The following is a 14,573-nucleotide window of genomic DNA, read 5'->3' on the forward strand; positions in this document are numbered from 1 at the left end:
TTATTCGGCTGATTCCACAGCGGCGATCATGCGCACCACGTCCACCGTTTCGGCGACGTCATGCACACGCAAAATACGAGCGCCCTTGGTGACGGCCAGCGCAGCAAGCGCAAGGCCACCAAACAGGCGCTCACCAACGGGGCGGTTCAAGGCCTGCCCTATCATGCTCTTGCGTGAAACACCGACCAACAGCGGTCGACCAAGGGCATGCAGGGCCTCCATATGCTTGAACAGGCTTAAATTATGTTGCAGGGTCTTGGCAAAGCCAAACCCCGGATCAAGGATGATCTTTTCCGCCGGGATACCCGCAGACACGCACTGGGCGACCCTGTCGGCAAGGAATCCACTCACTTCGCCGACAAGATCGCCGTAGTGCGGATTATCCTGCATATTGCCGGGCTCACCCAGCATATGCATCAGACAAACAGGTAGACCCGTTGCCGCAGCCGCGTCGAGAGCACCGTCACGCCGCAGTGAACGCACATCGTTGATCAGGCCCGCGCCCAAACGCGCGCTTTCACGCATCACCGCAGGCGTTGACGTATCCACCGAGATGATCACATCCAGCTCACGGGCAATGCGCTCGACAATCGGCGCCACTCGCTCCAGCTCTTCCACAGGAGAAACAACGCGAGCGCCAGGCCGGGTTGACTCGCCGCCGACATCGATCAACGTCGCGCCAGCAGCGACCATCGATTCCGCATGACGCAACGCAGCGTCCTGCCGACTGAAGCGGCCGCCATCGGAAAACGAGTCTGGAGTTACATTCAGAATGCCCATGACATGTGTATGGGCCAAATCAAGAACCCGGTTGCCGCAAGGCAACCGGGTGGAGGACGACGCAAGAATCATTTCAAACCTTAATGATCAGCTGCAGGGCCGCCAATCGGGGCTTCAGGGCGTTCATTCTGCACCACCGGCGGAGTGCCCGAGGTACCTGAACCGCCTTCCCAGTCGCGAGGTTCCCGAGGCGGACGACCCGACATGATGTCGTCGATCTGATCGGCATCAATGGTCTCGTACTTCATGAGCGCATCCGCCATCGCGTCCAGCTTGTCGCGATTGTCGGTGAGGATCTGCTTGGCCGTGCCGTAGCACTGGTCAATGATGCTGCGCACCTCGGAATCAATCAGCTTGGCTGTCTCCCCGGAGAAACTGGCGCTTTGACCGCCACCGCCACGCCCCAGGAATACTTCACCCTCTTCCTCGGCATACATCAAGGGACCAAGCTTTTCCGACAACCCCCACTTCGTCACCATGTTTCGTGCGATCTGGCTGGCACGCATGATGTCGTTGGAAGCGCCGGTGGTTACCCCGTCGAAGCCCAGCGTCATTTCTTCGGCAATCCGGCCGCCGTACAGAGAGCAGATCTGGCTGATCAGTGCACGCTTGGAGAGGCTGTAGCGATCCTCTTCCGGCAGGAACATGGTCACACCGAGCGCACGACCGCGAGGAATGATCGATACCTTATAGACCGGGTCGTGCTCAGGCACAACGCGACCAACAATGGCGTGACCAGCCTCGTGATAAGCGGTGTTCTGCTTCTCCTTCTCGGACATGACCATGGATTTGCGCTCGGCGCCCATCATGATCTTGTCCTTGGCCAACTCGAACTCTTTCATTTCAACGATGCGTTTGCCGGTACGGGCCGCGAACAGCGAAGCCTCGTTCACCAGGTTGGCAAGGTCTGCGCCGGAGAAACCGGGGGTCCCACGGGCAATCACGGCCGGAGCCACGTCGTCACCCATTGGCACTTTGCGCATGTGTACTTTGAGGATCTGCTCGCGACCACGGATGTCGGGCAGGCCGACCACGACCTGACGGTCGAAACGGCCTGGACGCAGCAGCGCAGGGTCCAACACGTCCGGACGGTTGGTCGCAGCGATGACGATAATGCCGTCATTCATCTCGAAACCATCCATCTCCACCAGCAACTGGTTGAGGGTCTGCTCACGCTCATCATGACCGCCACCCATGCCGGCGCCACGATGGCGACCAACGGCGTCAATCTCGTCAATGAAGATGATGCAAGGTGCGTGCTTCTTGGCCTGCTCGAACATATCGCGAACACGGCTGGCACCGACGCCGACGAACATCTCGACAAAGTCGGAACCGGAAATGGTGAAGAACGGCACCTTGGCTTCGCCGGCAATCGCCTTGGCCAGCAAGGTTTTACCGGTACCCGGCGGGCCGACCATCAGCACGCCGCGAGGAATACGCCCGCCCAGGCGCTGGAATTTGCCCGGATCGCGCAGGAACTCGACCAATTCGCCGACTTCTTCCTTGGCTTCGTCGCAACCGGCGACATCGGCCAGGGTCGTTTTCACCTGGTCCTCCGAAAGCAGGCGCGCCTTGCTCTTGCCGAAGCTCATCGGCCCGCCCTTGCCTCCCGCGCCACCTTGCATCTGGCGCATGAAGAACATGAACACGGCGATTATCACCAGGATCGGGAAGCTGGCCACAAGGAGCTGGGTCCAGATGCTCTGCTGTTCAGGCTGCTTGCCCTCCACAACGACCTTGTTGTCCACCAGGTCGCCGATCAGACCGTTGTCCTGAATGGCCGGACGAATGGTCTTGAAGCTGTCGCCATCAATACGCTTGCCGGTGATCACGTAGCCATCAACCGCTACGCGCTCGACCTTGCCATCCTTAACTTGCTGGATGAAGTCGGAATAGTTGAGGGTCTGCGGCTCGTTAGGGCTGGAGAAGTTGTTCATCACCGTCACCAGGACAGCCGCGATGATCAACCACAGGATCAGATTCTTTGCCATATCGTTCAATTAACTACCCTCTGAAGCAAGCTCCGCTACTGGCGCGCGCTTCGCATGATATTCACCGGCCTAACTTACTACATTACCTACAATACTGGCAGGCGCCGTCTGTAACCCTTTGTGAAACTTTGACTACGCAATATTCGTAAAGCTTCATGACGAAAGCGATATAAAAAAACCTATCGCCCTCCTCGAATTTCTCAAAAACGCTCTTCGCTCGCCGCGCCTTCCACACCGCGAAAGCCGCGGCACAGGAGGTATTGCTCACGGGACCTGTCCCGGGAAGAGTCAGGTTTACGCGTCTGGACCTTGTCAAACAGCTTGCGGATGTTCTTGTGGTACTCGTCAAAACCCTCGCCCTGGAAGACCTTGACCAGGAAATCACCCCCCGGACGCAATACCCGCCCTGCCAGATCCAGTGCCAACTCGCACAGGAACATGGCGCGCGGCATATCAACAGCCGGTAATCCACTCATATTGGGGGCCATGTCGGAAATCACAAGGTCTACCTGCGAATTTCCGACCGCCTCGAGAATCTGCGCGAGCACGGCGTCCTGAGTGAAGTCCCCATGAACAAAGGTCACATCCGGGATGCTGTCCATTTCCAGGATGTCGGAAGCGATCAAGCGGCCTTGACCGCCAATCAGACGACTGGTCACTTGAGACCAGCCCCCGGGGGCCGCGCCGAGGTCGATAACGCTCATGCCAGGCCGGATCAGTTTGTCCTTGTCCTGGATCTCCAGCAGCTTGTAACTGGCCCGGGAACGGTAGCCGTCCTTCTGCGCCTTTTTGACGTAAGGATCGTTGAAATGCTCTTGTAGCCACTTAAGGCTGGTTTTGGAACGGGCCACGGGCCACCTCGAAAATAAAACGGGTCGTGATTAACTGGGCGGTCCCGGACTCGCTCGGGTAAACTGGCCGCCGCTTTTTACAAGATCAGACGCAGGGGTCAGATTATGCCGCTCACTCAAGAGCAGAAGAAACAGTACAAATCCATTGGCCACCATCTGAAACCAGTTCTGATTGTGGCAGACAACGGTTTGACTGAAGGTGTGTTAGCCGAGTTCGAACGCGCACTCAATGATCATGAACTGATCAAAATCAAGGTCAATATCCTTGATCGTGAAGCGCGTCTGGCCGCCGTTGCAGAACTGTGCAAGGTTGGCAAAGCGGACCTGGTTCAGGTTATCGGCAAGATGGCGCTGCTGCATCGCAAGAACTTCAGCGTCAACAAGCAATTGTCGAACGTTCATCGCTTCAAGTGATGACAAGGGTCAAGGGCGTGCTTCGCGCGCCCCGCCACTCCATCCCGGAGCAGGCTGTATCGCCAGCACCAGGCCGGAGAACCCTAGCACAAGATAGCTGAACAACTGCCAGCGCAACGCTTGCGGTAGCCACACATGCACAACGCAATACATTGCGCACGCATACAGCGCCATCAACAGCAGTTGGCCGCGTATATCCCGCCACAAACTCCCCAAGCCTTCAGCCCTGACCAGCACCAATGCCTGGAGCGTCACGCACACCGCGGCAAAACTCACCAGCAACGTAGTCAGCAATCCGTCGATCTCATCGATCAACAGAGGTGCCAGGCCGATCAAACCCAGCGCCGGCAACACGCCAATGTGCAACAACCATAGACCACCGACCCAGAGCATCTGGGAGAGCTGCCAAAGCATGGCGCCCGCACGAAGCGGGCGCCGTCTTTCAGATATGACGAACTTCGACAATCTCGTACTCGATCACGCCGCTCGGCGTTTTCACGGCAACCACATCACCTTCTTCCTTGGCAATCAAGGCGCGGGCCAGTGGCGAACCAACGGAGATTTTTCCGAGTTTAAAGTCAGCCTCGTCTTCGCCCACGATTTGGTAGACAACGCGCTCATCCGTCTCGACGTTGGCAATTTCCACCGTGGTGCCGAAAATCACCTTACCAGTATGCGGGATAGTCGTGACGTCGATGATCACCGCATTCTGCATACGGCCTTCGATATCACGAATCCGCGCCTCGACCATACCCTGCTGCTCGCGAGCAGCATGGTATTCGGCGTTTTCCTTCAAGTCGCCCAGCTCGCGGGCCGTACCGATGTCCTGGCTCAGCTTTGGACGTACGACCTTAGTCAGATGGGCGTGCTCCTCTTCCAGGGCGCGAGCGCCCTGAACGGTCATCGGGTATTTGGTTATGCTCATGCCTTCAATCCTGCGTGTAGATCCTGCAAGCGGCGCACGGTTTTTTCCGGACCGAACTTGAGCGCTTCGCAGATAGCTTCGCCTGCAGCGATGGTAGTGGTGCAGTAGATCTTGTGCTGCAGGGCATTACGACGGATGGAGTAGGAGTCCGCGATCGACTGGCGACCTTCGGTGGTATTGATGATCAGCGTGACTTCGTCGTTCTTGATCATGTCGACCACATGCGGACGGCCTTCCGTCACCTTGTTCACGCGACGTACTTTCAGGCCGGCAGCCTCGATCAGCTTGGCGGTCCCGGCGGTAGCCACGACTTCAAAGCCCAAGTTGATCAGATCACGGGCCACACCCGCAACCAGTGGCTTGTCGTCATCACGCACACTGATGAACGCGGTACCGCCAGTCGGCAGCACTTCGCTGGCGCCCATCTGAGCCTTGGCAAATGCTTCGCCGAAGGTGTCGCCCACACCCATCACTTCACCGGTGGACTTCATCTCCGGGCCCAGGATCGGGTCCACACCAGGGAATTTGGCGAATGGGAACACCGCCTCTTTCACACTGTAGAAGTTCGGAATGATTTCCTTGGTGAAGCCGATTTCCTTCAGGGTCTTACCAGCCATTACGCGGGCAGCGATCATGGCCAGGGATACACCGATGCACTTGGACACGAAGGGTACGGTACGCGAAGCACGCGGGTTGACTTCGATGACGTAGATGTCTTCGCCTTGCAGCGCCAACTGGACGTTCATCAGGCCGACAACACCCAGCTCCAGGGCCATTTTCTTGACCTGCTCGCGCATCTCGTCCTGGATATGCGCAGGCAGCGAGTACGGCGGCAGCGAGCACGCGGAGTCACCGGAGTGAACGCCAGCCTGTTCGATGTGCTGCATGATAGCGCCGATGACCACGTCGGTACCGTCGCACACCGCGTCAACGTCCATTTCGATGGCGCAGTTGAGGAAGTGGTCGAGCAGCACAGGGCTGTCGTTGGACACTTTCACGGCATCACGCAGGTAGCGCTTGAGTTCCTCTTCTTCGTACACGATTTCCATCGCGCGACCGCCCAGTACGTAGGACGGACGCACCACCAGCGGGTAGCCGATCTTGCTGGCTGCGCGGATGGCTTCGTCTTCGCTGCGCACGGTGGCGTTCGGCGGCTGACGCAGGTTCAGGCGCTCAACCATTTGCTGGAAGCGCTCGCGGTCTTCGGCGCGGTCGATGGCGTCCGGGCTGGTACCGATGATCGGCACGCCAGCTGCTTCCAGGGCACGCGCCAGTTTCAGCGGGGTTTGACCGCCGTACTGGACGATCACGCCTTTTGGCTTCTCGACGCGACAGATTTCCAATACATCTTCCAGCGTCACCGGTTCGAAGTACAGACGGTCGGACGTGTCGTAGTCAGTGGAAACGGTTTCCGGGTTGCAGTTGACCATGATGGTCTCGTACCCGTCTTCGCGCAGTGCAAGGGCGGCGTGTACGCAGCAATAGTCGAACTCGATGCCCTGGCCGATACGGTTCGGACCGCCGCCCAGGATGATGATCTTGTCGCGGCCCGACGGCGCAGCTTCGCACTCTTCCTCATAGGTGGAGTACATGTACGCGGTGTCGGTGGCGAACTCGGCTGCGCAGGTATCAACGCGCTTGTAGACCGGGAAGATATCCAGCTTGTGACGATGGGTACGCAGGTTCTTCTCGGTCACACCCAGCAGCTTGGCCAAGCGTTGGTCGGAGAAACCTTTGCGCTTGAGGCGGAACATCAGGTCGCGGTCGATGGACGACAGACCCAGGGTCTTGACCTTCTCTTCTTCCTTGATCAGATCTTCGATCTGCACCAGGAACCACGGATCGATCATGTTCATGCCGAAGATATCTTCGACGCTCAGGCCGGCGCGGAAGGCGTCAGCCACATACCAGATACGCTCGGCGCCCGGCACGGTCAGTTCGCGCTTGAGGATGCTCATGCTTTCCGGGTTGCTCAGGTCGAGCTTCTCGTCCAGGCCGCAAACACCGACTTCCAGGCCGCGTAGGGCTTTCTGCAGGGACTCCTGGAAGGTCCGGCCGATTGCCATGACTTCACCGACCGACTTCATCTGTGTGGTCAGGCGCGCATCAGCCTTGGCGAATTTTTCAAAGGCAAAGCGCGGCAGCTTGGTCACGACATAGTCGATAGACGGCTCGAAAGACGCCGGCATGGCGCCGCCGGTGATTTCGTTTTGCAGCTCGTCCAGGGTGTAGCCGATCGCCAGCTTGGCAGCGATACGCGCAATCGGGAAGCCAGTCGCTTTCGATGCCAGCGCGGAAGAACGCGACACACGCGGGTTCATCTCGATCACGACCATGCGGCCCGTGTCTGGGCAGATGCCGAACTGAACGTTGGAGCCGCCAGTCTCAACCCCGATTTCACGCAATACCGCCAAGGAGGCGTTACGCATGATCTGGTATTCCTTGTCCGTCAGGGTTTGCGCTGGAGCAACGGTGATCGAGTCACCGGTGTGCACGCCCATCGGGTCAAAGTTTTCGATGGAGCAGACGATGATGCAGTTGTCCTTCTTATCGCGGACAACCTCCATCTCATATTCTTTCCAGCCGATCAGGGATTCGTCGATCAGCAGCTCTTTGGTCGGCGACAGGTCCAGGCCACGGGCGCAGATTTCTTCGAACTCTTCACGGTTGTAAGCAATGCCGCCACCGGTGCCGCCCATAGTGAAGGACGGACGGATAATGCAGGGGAAGCCCAGCTTTTCGAGAACGGCGTTGGCCTCTTCCATGCTATGGGCGATACCGGAGCGCGGGCAGTCAAGGCCGATGGACTTCATCGCCTTGTCGAAACGCGAACGGTCTTCAGCCTTGTCGATGGTGTCGGCATTGGCACCGATCATCTCTACGCCGAACTTTTCCAGGACGCCTTCGCGCTCCAGGTCCAGGGCGCAGTTCAGTGCGGTCTGGCCGCCCATGGTGGGCAACAGCGCATCCGGACGCTCTGTTTCGATGATCTTGGCGACGGTCTGCCATTTGATCGGTTCGATGTAGGTGGCGTCGGCCATGGCCGGGTCGGTCATGATGGTGGCGGGGTTGGAGTTCACCAGGATGACGCGGTAACCCTCCTCGCGCAGGGCTTTACAGGCCTGGGCGCCGGAGTAGTCGAATTCGCAGGCCTGGCCGATTACGATCGGGCCAGCGCCGAGAATCAGGATGCTTTTTATGTCTGTACGTTTTGGCATGGGTTTGTCACTCAAATCCGCAGGTCAGTCGGCAAGCCGTCTTGAACAATCTTTGAAGAGCCTGCGGGGGCCACCGAAATCAGGGCCGCCCGCAAGCCGCTCAGTCAGCGTCGCTTGGCCATCTCATTGATGAAACGGTCGAACAGCGGCGCTACGTCGTTCGGGCCCGGGCTGGCTTCAGGGTGGCCCTGGAAGCTGAACGCGCTCTTGTCGGTGCGCTCGATGCCTTGCAGGGAACCGTCGAACAGCGACTTGTGAATGGCGCGCACGTTAGCCGGCAGTGTCGCTTCATCCACCGCAAAACCGTGGTTCTGGCTGGTGATCATTACAACGCCGGTGTCCAGGTCTTGCACAGGGTGGTTGGCGCCGTGGTGGCCGTGACCCATTTTCAGGGTTTTAGCGCCGGAGGCCAGGGCCAGCAACTGGTGGCCCAGGCAGATACCGAATACCGGAATCTCGGTTTCCAGCACTTCCTTGATCGCCTGGATGGCGTAATCGCACGGCTCAGGGTCACCCGGGCCATTGGACAGGAACACACCGTCCGGCTGCAGGGCGAGCACTTCGCTGGCCGGGGTTTGTGCAGGCACCACGGTTACGCGGCAGCCACGCTCGACCAGCATGCGCAGAATGTTGTATTTGACGCCGTAGTCATAGGCAACCACGTGGTAGGGCAACTCGGCAGCGTCGATGGTCGCGTGACTGTCGGTCTTCAGATCCCAGACAGTGGAGCGCCACTCGTACTTCTCTTTGACGCTGACGACTTTCGCCAGATCCATGCCTTTGAGGCCAGGGAATCCTTGCGCTGCGGCAATCGCCGCCTCTTCGGAAATATTGTCACCGACCATGATGCAGCCGTTCTGCGAGCCTTTCTCACGCAGGATGCGTGTCAGGCGGCGCGTATCGATACCGGCAATCGCCACAACGTTGTTGGCTTTCAGGTAATCGGACAACGACATCGTGTTACGCCAGTTGCTCGCGACCAGCGGCAGATCGCGAATCACCAGACCGGCCGACCAGACACGATCAGACTCGACGTCTTCCGGTGTAGTACCGGTGTTGCCGATGTGCGGATAGGTCAGGGTAACGATCTGCTGGGCGTAGGAAGGATCAGTAAGGATTTCCTGATAGCCGGTCATGGCAGTGTTAAACACTACCTCTCCAACGGTTTGACCGTCGGCTCCAATGGCTTCGCCGCGAAAAATGCTGCCATCAGCAAGGGCGAGTATGGCTGGCTTAGTCAAGAAGACCTCCCGTAAATAAAGCCTGAAAGGGCGATCGCAGGTTGTAAAAAAGCGGAGTGACGTATGGACACGTCACCCCGCTTCTTCACTGAATTATTCTGCGCGCTTTTAGTGGACACACTAAAGCTGTAGCTTACAGAAAAAGGCTTTTTGGGTCCACCGCTAATGAGCCTTAAAGGCAGGAGAATGCGACAGGACGTCGCCTAGCGGGTAAAAACGAGGGCCAAGCATAAGCTTGACCCCCTGTTTTAGCTACTGATTAGTGCAGATCGAGCACATCACGCATGTCATAGAGGCCCGCCTCGCGGCCTTCCAGCCAGAGCGCAGCACGCACCGCCCCCTTGGCAAACGTCATGCGACTGGACGCCTTGTGCGTGATTTCCAAACGCTCGCCCTCGGAGGCGAACAATACGGTGTGATCACCCACCACATCGCCACCGCGCACGGTTGCAAAACCAATAGTGTCGCGCGCACGCGCACCGGTGTGGCCTTCGCGGCCGTACACCGCCACCTTCGACAAGTCGCGGCCCAGTGCATCGGCAATCGCCTCGCCCATGCGCAGCGCCGTGCCCGAAGGCGCGTCGATCTTGTGGCGATGATGGGTCTCGATGATCTCGATATCGGCCTCATCCCCCAGCACCCGCGCCGCCAGATCGAGCAGCTTGAGCGAGAGGTTCACACCAACGCTGAAGTTGGCGGCGAAGACGATAGGAATATCCTTGCCCGCCTCCACCAGCAATTGTTTCTGCTCAGGCGTCAAACCCGTAGTGCCGATCACCATCGCCTTGCCTGCTTTACGGCAGAACGCGAGGTTTTTCAGCATTACCTCTGGCAGCGTGAAGTCGATCAACACGTCGAACTCGTCCGCCACCTGCTCCAGGTTGCCGGACAACGAAACGCCGATGCGGCCCAGCGAGGCCAACTCACCGGCATCCGCACCGATCAGCGTACTGCCCGGACGAACGATGGCCGCGGTCAGCCCGGACGCCGGCGAGCGCAGTTGCACCGCCTCGACCAGCGTCTTGCCCATGCGCCCGGCAGCACCCATTACGGCTATACGTCGCATACTCACTTCCTTACAGGTCGCCGAAGAAGCGCTTCACGCCATCGAAAAAGCCCGTGGTTTTTGGCGAGTGAGAGTCATCACCCGCCAATGAACTGCGGAACTCTTCAAGCAACTCACGCTGACGGCGATTCAGGTTGACCGGGGTTTCCACCGCCACACGACACATCAGGTCGCCAGCGCCACCACCGCGTACAGGCGCAACACCTTTGCCGCGGATACGGAACTGTTTACCAGTCTGCGTGCCCTCAGGGATCTTGAGCTTGACCCGACCATCAAGGGTCGGAATCTCCAGCTCGCCACCCAGCGCCGCATCGACAAAACTGATGGGCACTTCACAGAACAGATGCTTGCCATCGCGCTGGAAGATCGAGTGCTCGCGCACATTGATGACCACGTACAGGTCGCCAGTAGGGCCACCCTGAGTACCCGCCTCGCCCTCACCCGACAGACGGATGCGGTCGCCGGTATCCACGCCCGCCGGCACTTTCACCGACAGCGTCTTGTACTCTTCGACACGACCTTCGCCGTGGCAGGAGTCGCACGGATCGGAAATGATCTTGCCCTGGCCATGGCAACGCGGGCAGGTTTGCTGCACCGAGAAGAAGCCCTGCTGCATGCGCACCTGGCCAATACCGCCGCAGGTCGGGCAGGTGATGGGCGAAGAGCCTTTCTTTGCCCCAGAGCCATCGCACGGCTTGCAGTTGACCAGCGTCGGCACACGGATATTGACACTGGTGCCACGCACGGCTTCTTCCAGATTCAGCTCCAAGGTGTAGCGCAAGTCACTGCCACGCTGGGCGCCGCCACGCTGGCCGCCACGGCCACCACCAAAGAAATCACTGAACACATCGCCGAAGATATCGGAGAAGTTCTGGCCACCAAAACCGGCACCGCCGCCACCCATGCTCGGGTCGACGCCGGCATGCCCATACTGATCATAGGCTGCGCGCTTGTTGGGATCAGACAGACATTCGTAGGCCTCATTGGCCTCTTTGAACATTTCTTCGGACTCTTTGCTGTCCGGATTACGGTCCGGGTGGTGCTTCATCGCCAGGCGACGGTAAGCCTTTTTCAGGTCCGCCTCGCTGGAGCCACGCTCCACACCCAATACTTCGTAATAGTCACGCTTTGCCATAAGTCTTTGCACTCTTAAGGACGTTCAGCCAGACCCTCCTGAGCCTCGCCAAACTCGTTGAGCCCCAATGAAGGCCCGGACCCAACTCACGTCAATTCAACGATCCTGGTCATTACTACTTTTAGCCGGTCACCCGACTAAAAACGCGGTATTTACTGCTCGGAAAGCAGGAGCATTCCCGATCACACCGCCAGCATCCGAACGCTGTCGCATGCTGTAAAAATTCGCATACCCCAGACACGCCAACGCGGGAGCAAGCTCCCGCGCGGCGACATCCTACCAGTCACCGCTTGTGAGCGGTCAACCGGGCGACCAAGTTACTTGTGGTCTTTGACTTCTTCGAACTCGGCATCGACAGCATCGTCGTGCTTGGCTTCAGGTTCTGCTTGCTGTGCAGCACCTTCGGCCGGCTGGCCTTGCTCGGCGTACATTTTCTGAGCCACTGGCGCGGAAACCTTCGACAGCTCCTCAACCTTGGCTTCGATAGCAGCCTTGTCGTCGCCTTTGATAGCGGCTTCCAGGGCAACTACAGCGGCTTCGATTGCGGTTTTCTCTTCTTCGGTCACCTTGTCGCCCGCATCAGCGACCATTTTGCGCGTCGAGTGAACCAGCGCATCACCCTGGTTACGGGCGCCGGCCAGCTCAGCAAACTTGGCATCCGCATCAGCGTTGGCTTCAGCATCACGAATCATCTGTTGAATTTCTTCATCAGACAGACCGGAGTTGGCCTTAATGGTGATCTTCTGCTCTTTACCGGTAGCCTTGTCTTTCGCCCCAACGTGCAGGATACCGTTGGCGTCGATGTCGAAGGTCACTTCAATTTGCGGCACGCCACGAGGTGCTGGTGGAATCTCAGCCAGGTCGAACTTGCCCAGGGACTTGTTCTGCGCAGCTTGCTTACGCTCACCTTGCAGCACGTGAATGGTCACTGCACCCTGGTTGTCATCGGCAGTCGAGAACACTTGAGATTTCTTGGTAGGAATCGTGGTGTTTTTCTCGATCAGCGCGGTCATCACGCCACCCATGGTTTCGATACCCAGGGTCAGCGGGCTGACGTCCAGCAGCAGCACGTCTTTGACGTCACCGGCCAACACCGCGCCCTGGATGGCAGCACCCATGGCAACCGCTTCGTCCGGGTTCACGTCTTTACGTGCTTCTTTACCGAAGAACTCGGTTACTTTCTGCTGCACCAGCGGCATACGGGTCTGGCCACCGACCAGGATCACGTCGTTGATGGAGCCAACGTCGATACCGGCGTCTTTCAGTGCAATGCGGCAAGGCTCGATGGTGCGCTGAACCAGGTCTTCAACCAGTGCTTCCAACTTGGCGCGAGAGATCTTCACGTTCAAGTGCTTAGGACCGGTAGCGTCTGCAGTGATGTACGGCAGATTCACGTCGGTGGACATGCTCGACGACAATTCGATCTTGGCTTTCTCGGCAGCTTCTTTCAGGCGCTGCATTGCCAGCGGGTCACCCTTGAGGTTCATGCCGCTTTCTTTCTTGAATTCGTCAACGAGGTAGTCGATCAGACGAATGTCGAAGTCCTCACCACCCAGGAAGGTGTCGCCGTTGGTAGCCAGCACTTCGAACTGGTGCTCGCCATCCACTTCAGCGATTTCGATGACCGACACGTCGAACGTACCACCACCCAGGTCATAAACGATCACAGTGTGGTCGCCTTTGGCCTTGTCCATACCGTAAGCCAGAGCAGCGGCGGTAGGTTCGTTGATGATACGTTTTACGTCCAGACCCGCGATGCGGCCGGCGTCTTTGGTTGCCTGGCGCTGGCTGTCGTTGAAGTAGGCCGGAACGGTAATCACCGCCTCGGTCACGGTTTCACCGAGGTAGTCTTCGGCAGTCTTCTTCATCTTTTTCAAGACTTCAGCCGAGATCTGCGGTGCAGACATCTTGTTGCCATTGACTTCAACCCAGGCGTCACCATTGTCAGCCTTGGCGATTTTGTAAGGCACCATCTTGATGTCTTTCTGTACGACTTCTTCGTCGAACTTACGGCCGATCAGACGCTTTACCGCATACAGGGTGTTGTGCGGGTTGGTAACCGCCTGGCGCTTGGCCGACTGGCCAACCAGGATTTCGCCGTCGTTGGCGTAAGCGATGATGGACGGCGTGGTACGCGCGCCTTCAGCGTTTTCGATAACTTTGGCCTTGCCGTTTTCCATGACCGAGACACACGAGTTGGTGGTCCCCAGGTCGATACCGATAATTTTGCCCATGATTGACTCTCCCGAAACTTGAATTTTGTTGCCGCAGCAGTTGTGGCTAACTGCGGTAGCACTTAAACGCTTGACTTATAAATGGGGGCCTTGCGGCGGATTTCAAGCCTGCTCATCAATAGAAGGCGAAACGGGTGCAGGAGCCTTGCTCACCACCACCATCGCCGGGCGCAACAGGCGGCCATTGAGCAGATAGCCCTTCTGGAACACCTTCAATACGCTGTTAGGCTCAAGGTCGTGACTTTCCTGCATCGCCATCGCCTGATGGTGCTCAGCGTTGAACGGCTCACCGGCTCGTGGATCGATGGCTTCCAACTGATAACGCTTCAGGGTGTCCTGGAACATTTTCAGGGTCAGTTCGATCCCTTCGCGCATGGGGCGGATGTTTTCATCATCCGGATTGGACAGTTCAAGGCCACGTTCCAGGCTGTCGATAATCGGCAGCAGGTCATTGGCGAATTTCTCCAACGCGAATTTGTGAGCCTTTTCTACGTCCTGCTCGGCACGGCGGCGGACGTTCTGCAGATCGGCGGCAACACGCAACGACTGATCCTGCGCTGCGGCCAATTGCTCTTCCAGCACTTGCACACGAGTCCCCAGTTCATCGCCGGCAGCCGAATTGGCGTCTGGCGTTTGCGTATCCTGCGTCTGTTCGTCAGCCATAGATTTCTCCTTTCAAAATCATGCGCGAACTCAACTCGCGCTTCTGTTCCGGTAT

General features: G+C 58.2%; 12 protein-coding genes. 1 reads left to right on the forward strand and 11 read right to left on the reverse strand.

The genetic code is table 11. The features are described from left to right. The 3 genes from folP to rlmE all read right to left on the reverse strand — a co-directional run bounded on the left by folP (position 1) and on the right by rlmE (position 3,622). Positions 1 to 852: a dihydropteroate synthase gene (folP, locus tag SC318_RS22595; protein WP_320428522.1), complete on the reverse strand. Its 852-nt coding sequence runs from the start codon at positions 850 to 852 to the stop codon at positions 1 to 3. Positions 853 to 860: 8 nt separating this feature from the next. Next, positions 861 to 2,771, reverse strand: a complete 1,911-nt coding sequence (gene ftsH / locus SC318_RS22600; protein WP_306494653.1) for an ATP-dependent zinc metalloprotease FtsH — start codon at positions 2,769 to 2,771, stop codon at positions 861 to 863. A gap of 200 nt (positions 2,772 to 2,971) precedes the next feature. Next, positions 2,972 to 3,622 carry a 23S rRNA (uridine(2552)-2'-O)-methyltransferase RlmE gene (rlmE, locus tag SC318_RS22605; protein WP_032862906.1) on the reverse strand — a complete coding sequence of 217 codons (651 nt, stop codon included), beginning with the start codon at positions 3,620 to 3,622 and terminating at the stop codon, positions 2,972 to 2,974. A 105-nt stretch (positions 3,623 to 3,727) separates the two neighbouring features. Between rlmE and SC318_RS22610 the strand changes: the two genes are divergently transcribed. Beyond that, positions 3,728 to 4,036: a YhbY family RNA-binding protein gene (locus tag SC318_RS22610; protein WP_057725014.1), complete on the forward strand. Its 309-nt coding sequence runs from the start codon at positions 3,728 to 3,730 to the stop codon at positions 4,034 to 4,036. A 9-nt stretch (positions 4,037 to 4,045) separates the two neighbouring features. On the opposite strand, the gene SC318_RS22615 is transcribed toward SC318_RS22610, so the two are convergent. From SC318_RS22615 to grpE, 8 genes are all read right to left on the reverse strand, one after another. Next, a complete protein-coding gene (locus SC318_RS22615; protein ID WP_320428523.1) occupies positions 4,046 to 4,450 on the reverse strand; it encodes an MFS transporter in 405 nt (134 codons plus the stop codon). A 28-nt stretch (positions 4,451 to 4,478) separates the two neighbouring features. After that, complete coding sequence (greA, locus tag SC318_RS22620) at positions 4,479 to 4,955, reverse strand: transcription elongation factor GreA (protein WP_124389035.1); 477 nt, start codon at positions 4,953 to 4,955, stop codon at positions 4,479 to 4,481. Positions 4,956 to 4,957: 2 nt separating this feature from the next. Next, positions 4,958 to 8,179, reverse strand: a complete 3,222-nt coding sequence (carB, locus tag SC318_RS22625) for a carbamoyl-phosphate synthase large subunit (RefSeq protein WP_306494656.1) — start codon at positions 8,177 to 8,179, stop codon at positions 4,958 to 4,960. 104 nt (positions 8,180 to 8,283) lie between these two features. Next, on the reverse strand, positions 8,284 to 9,420 hold the full coding sequence (carA, locus tag SC318_RS22630) for a glutamine-hydrolyzing carbamoyl-phosphate synthase small subunit (RefSeq protein ID WP_124388244.1): 1,137 nt from the start codon (positions 9,418 to 9,420) through the stop codon (positions 8,284 to 8,286). Positions 9,421 to 9,679: 259 nt separating this feature from the next. Then, positions 9,680 to 10,486 (reverse strand): 4-hydroxy-tetrahydrodipicolinate reductase, encoded by an 807-nt coding sequence (gene dapB / locus SC318_RS22635; protein ID WP_320428524.1) that lies wholly within the window; start codon positions 10,484 to 10,486, stop codon positions 9,680 to 9,682. Between the two features lie 10 nt (positions 10,487 to 10,496). After that, complete coding sequence (gene dnaJ / locus SC318_RS22640) at positions 10,497 to 11,621, reverse strand: molecular chaperone DnaJ (protein ID WP_124388246.1); 1,125 nt, start codon at positions 11,619 to 11,621, stop codon at positions 10,497 to 10,499. Positions 11,622 to 11,938: 317 nt separating this feature from the next. After that, complete coding sequence (gene dnaK, locus SC318_RS22645) at positions 11,939 to 13,855, reverse strand: molecular chaperone DnaK (protein ID WP_320428525.1); 1,917 nt, start codon at positions 13,853 to 13,855, stop codon at positions 11,939 to 11,941. Between the two features lie 102 nt (positions 13,856 to 13,957). Next, positions 13,958 to 14,518: a nucleotide exchange factor GrpE gene (gene grpE, locus SC318_RS22650; RefSeq protein WP_320428526.1), complete on the reverse strand. Its 561-nt coding sequence runs from the start codon at positions 14,516 to 14,518 to the stop codon at positions 13,958 to 13,960. Positions 14,519 to 14,573 lie beyond the last annotated feature (55 nt).

This window comes from Pseudomonas sp. MUP55, assembly GCF_034043515.1.
Lineage (GTDB): Bacteria > Pseudomonadota > Gammaproteobacteria > Pseudomonadales > Pseudomonadaceae > Aquipseudomonas.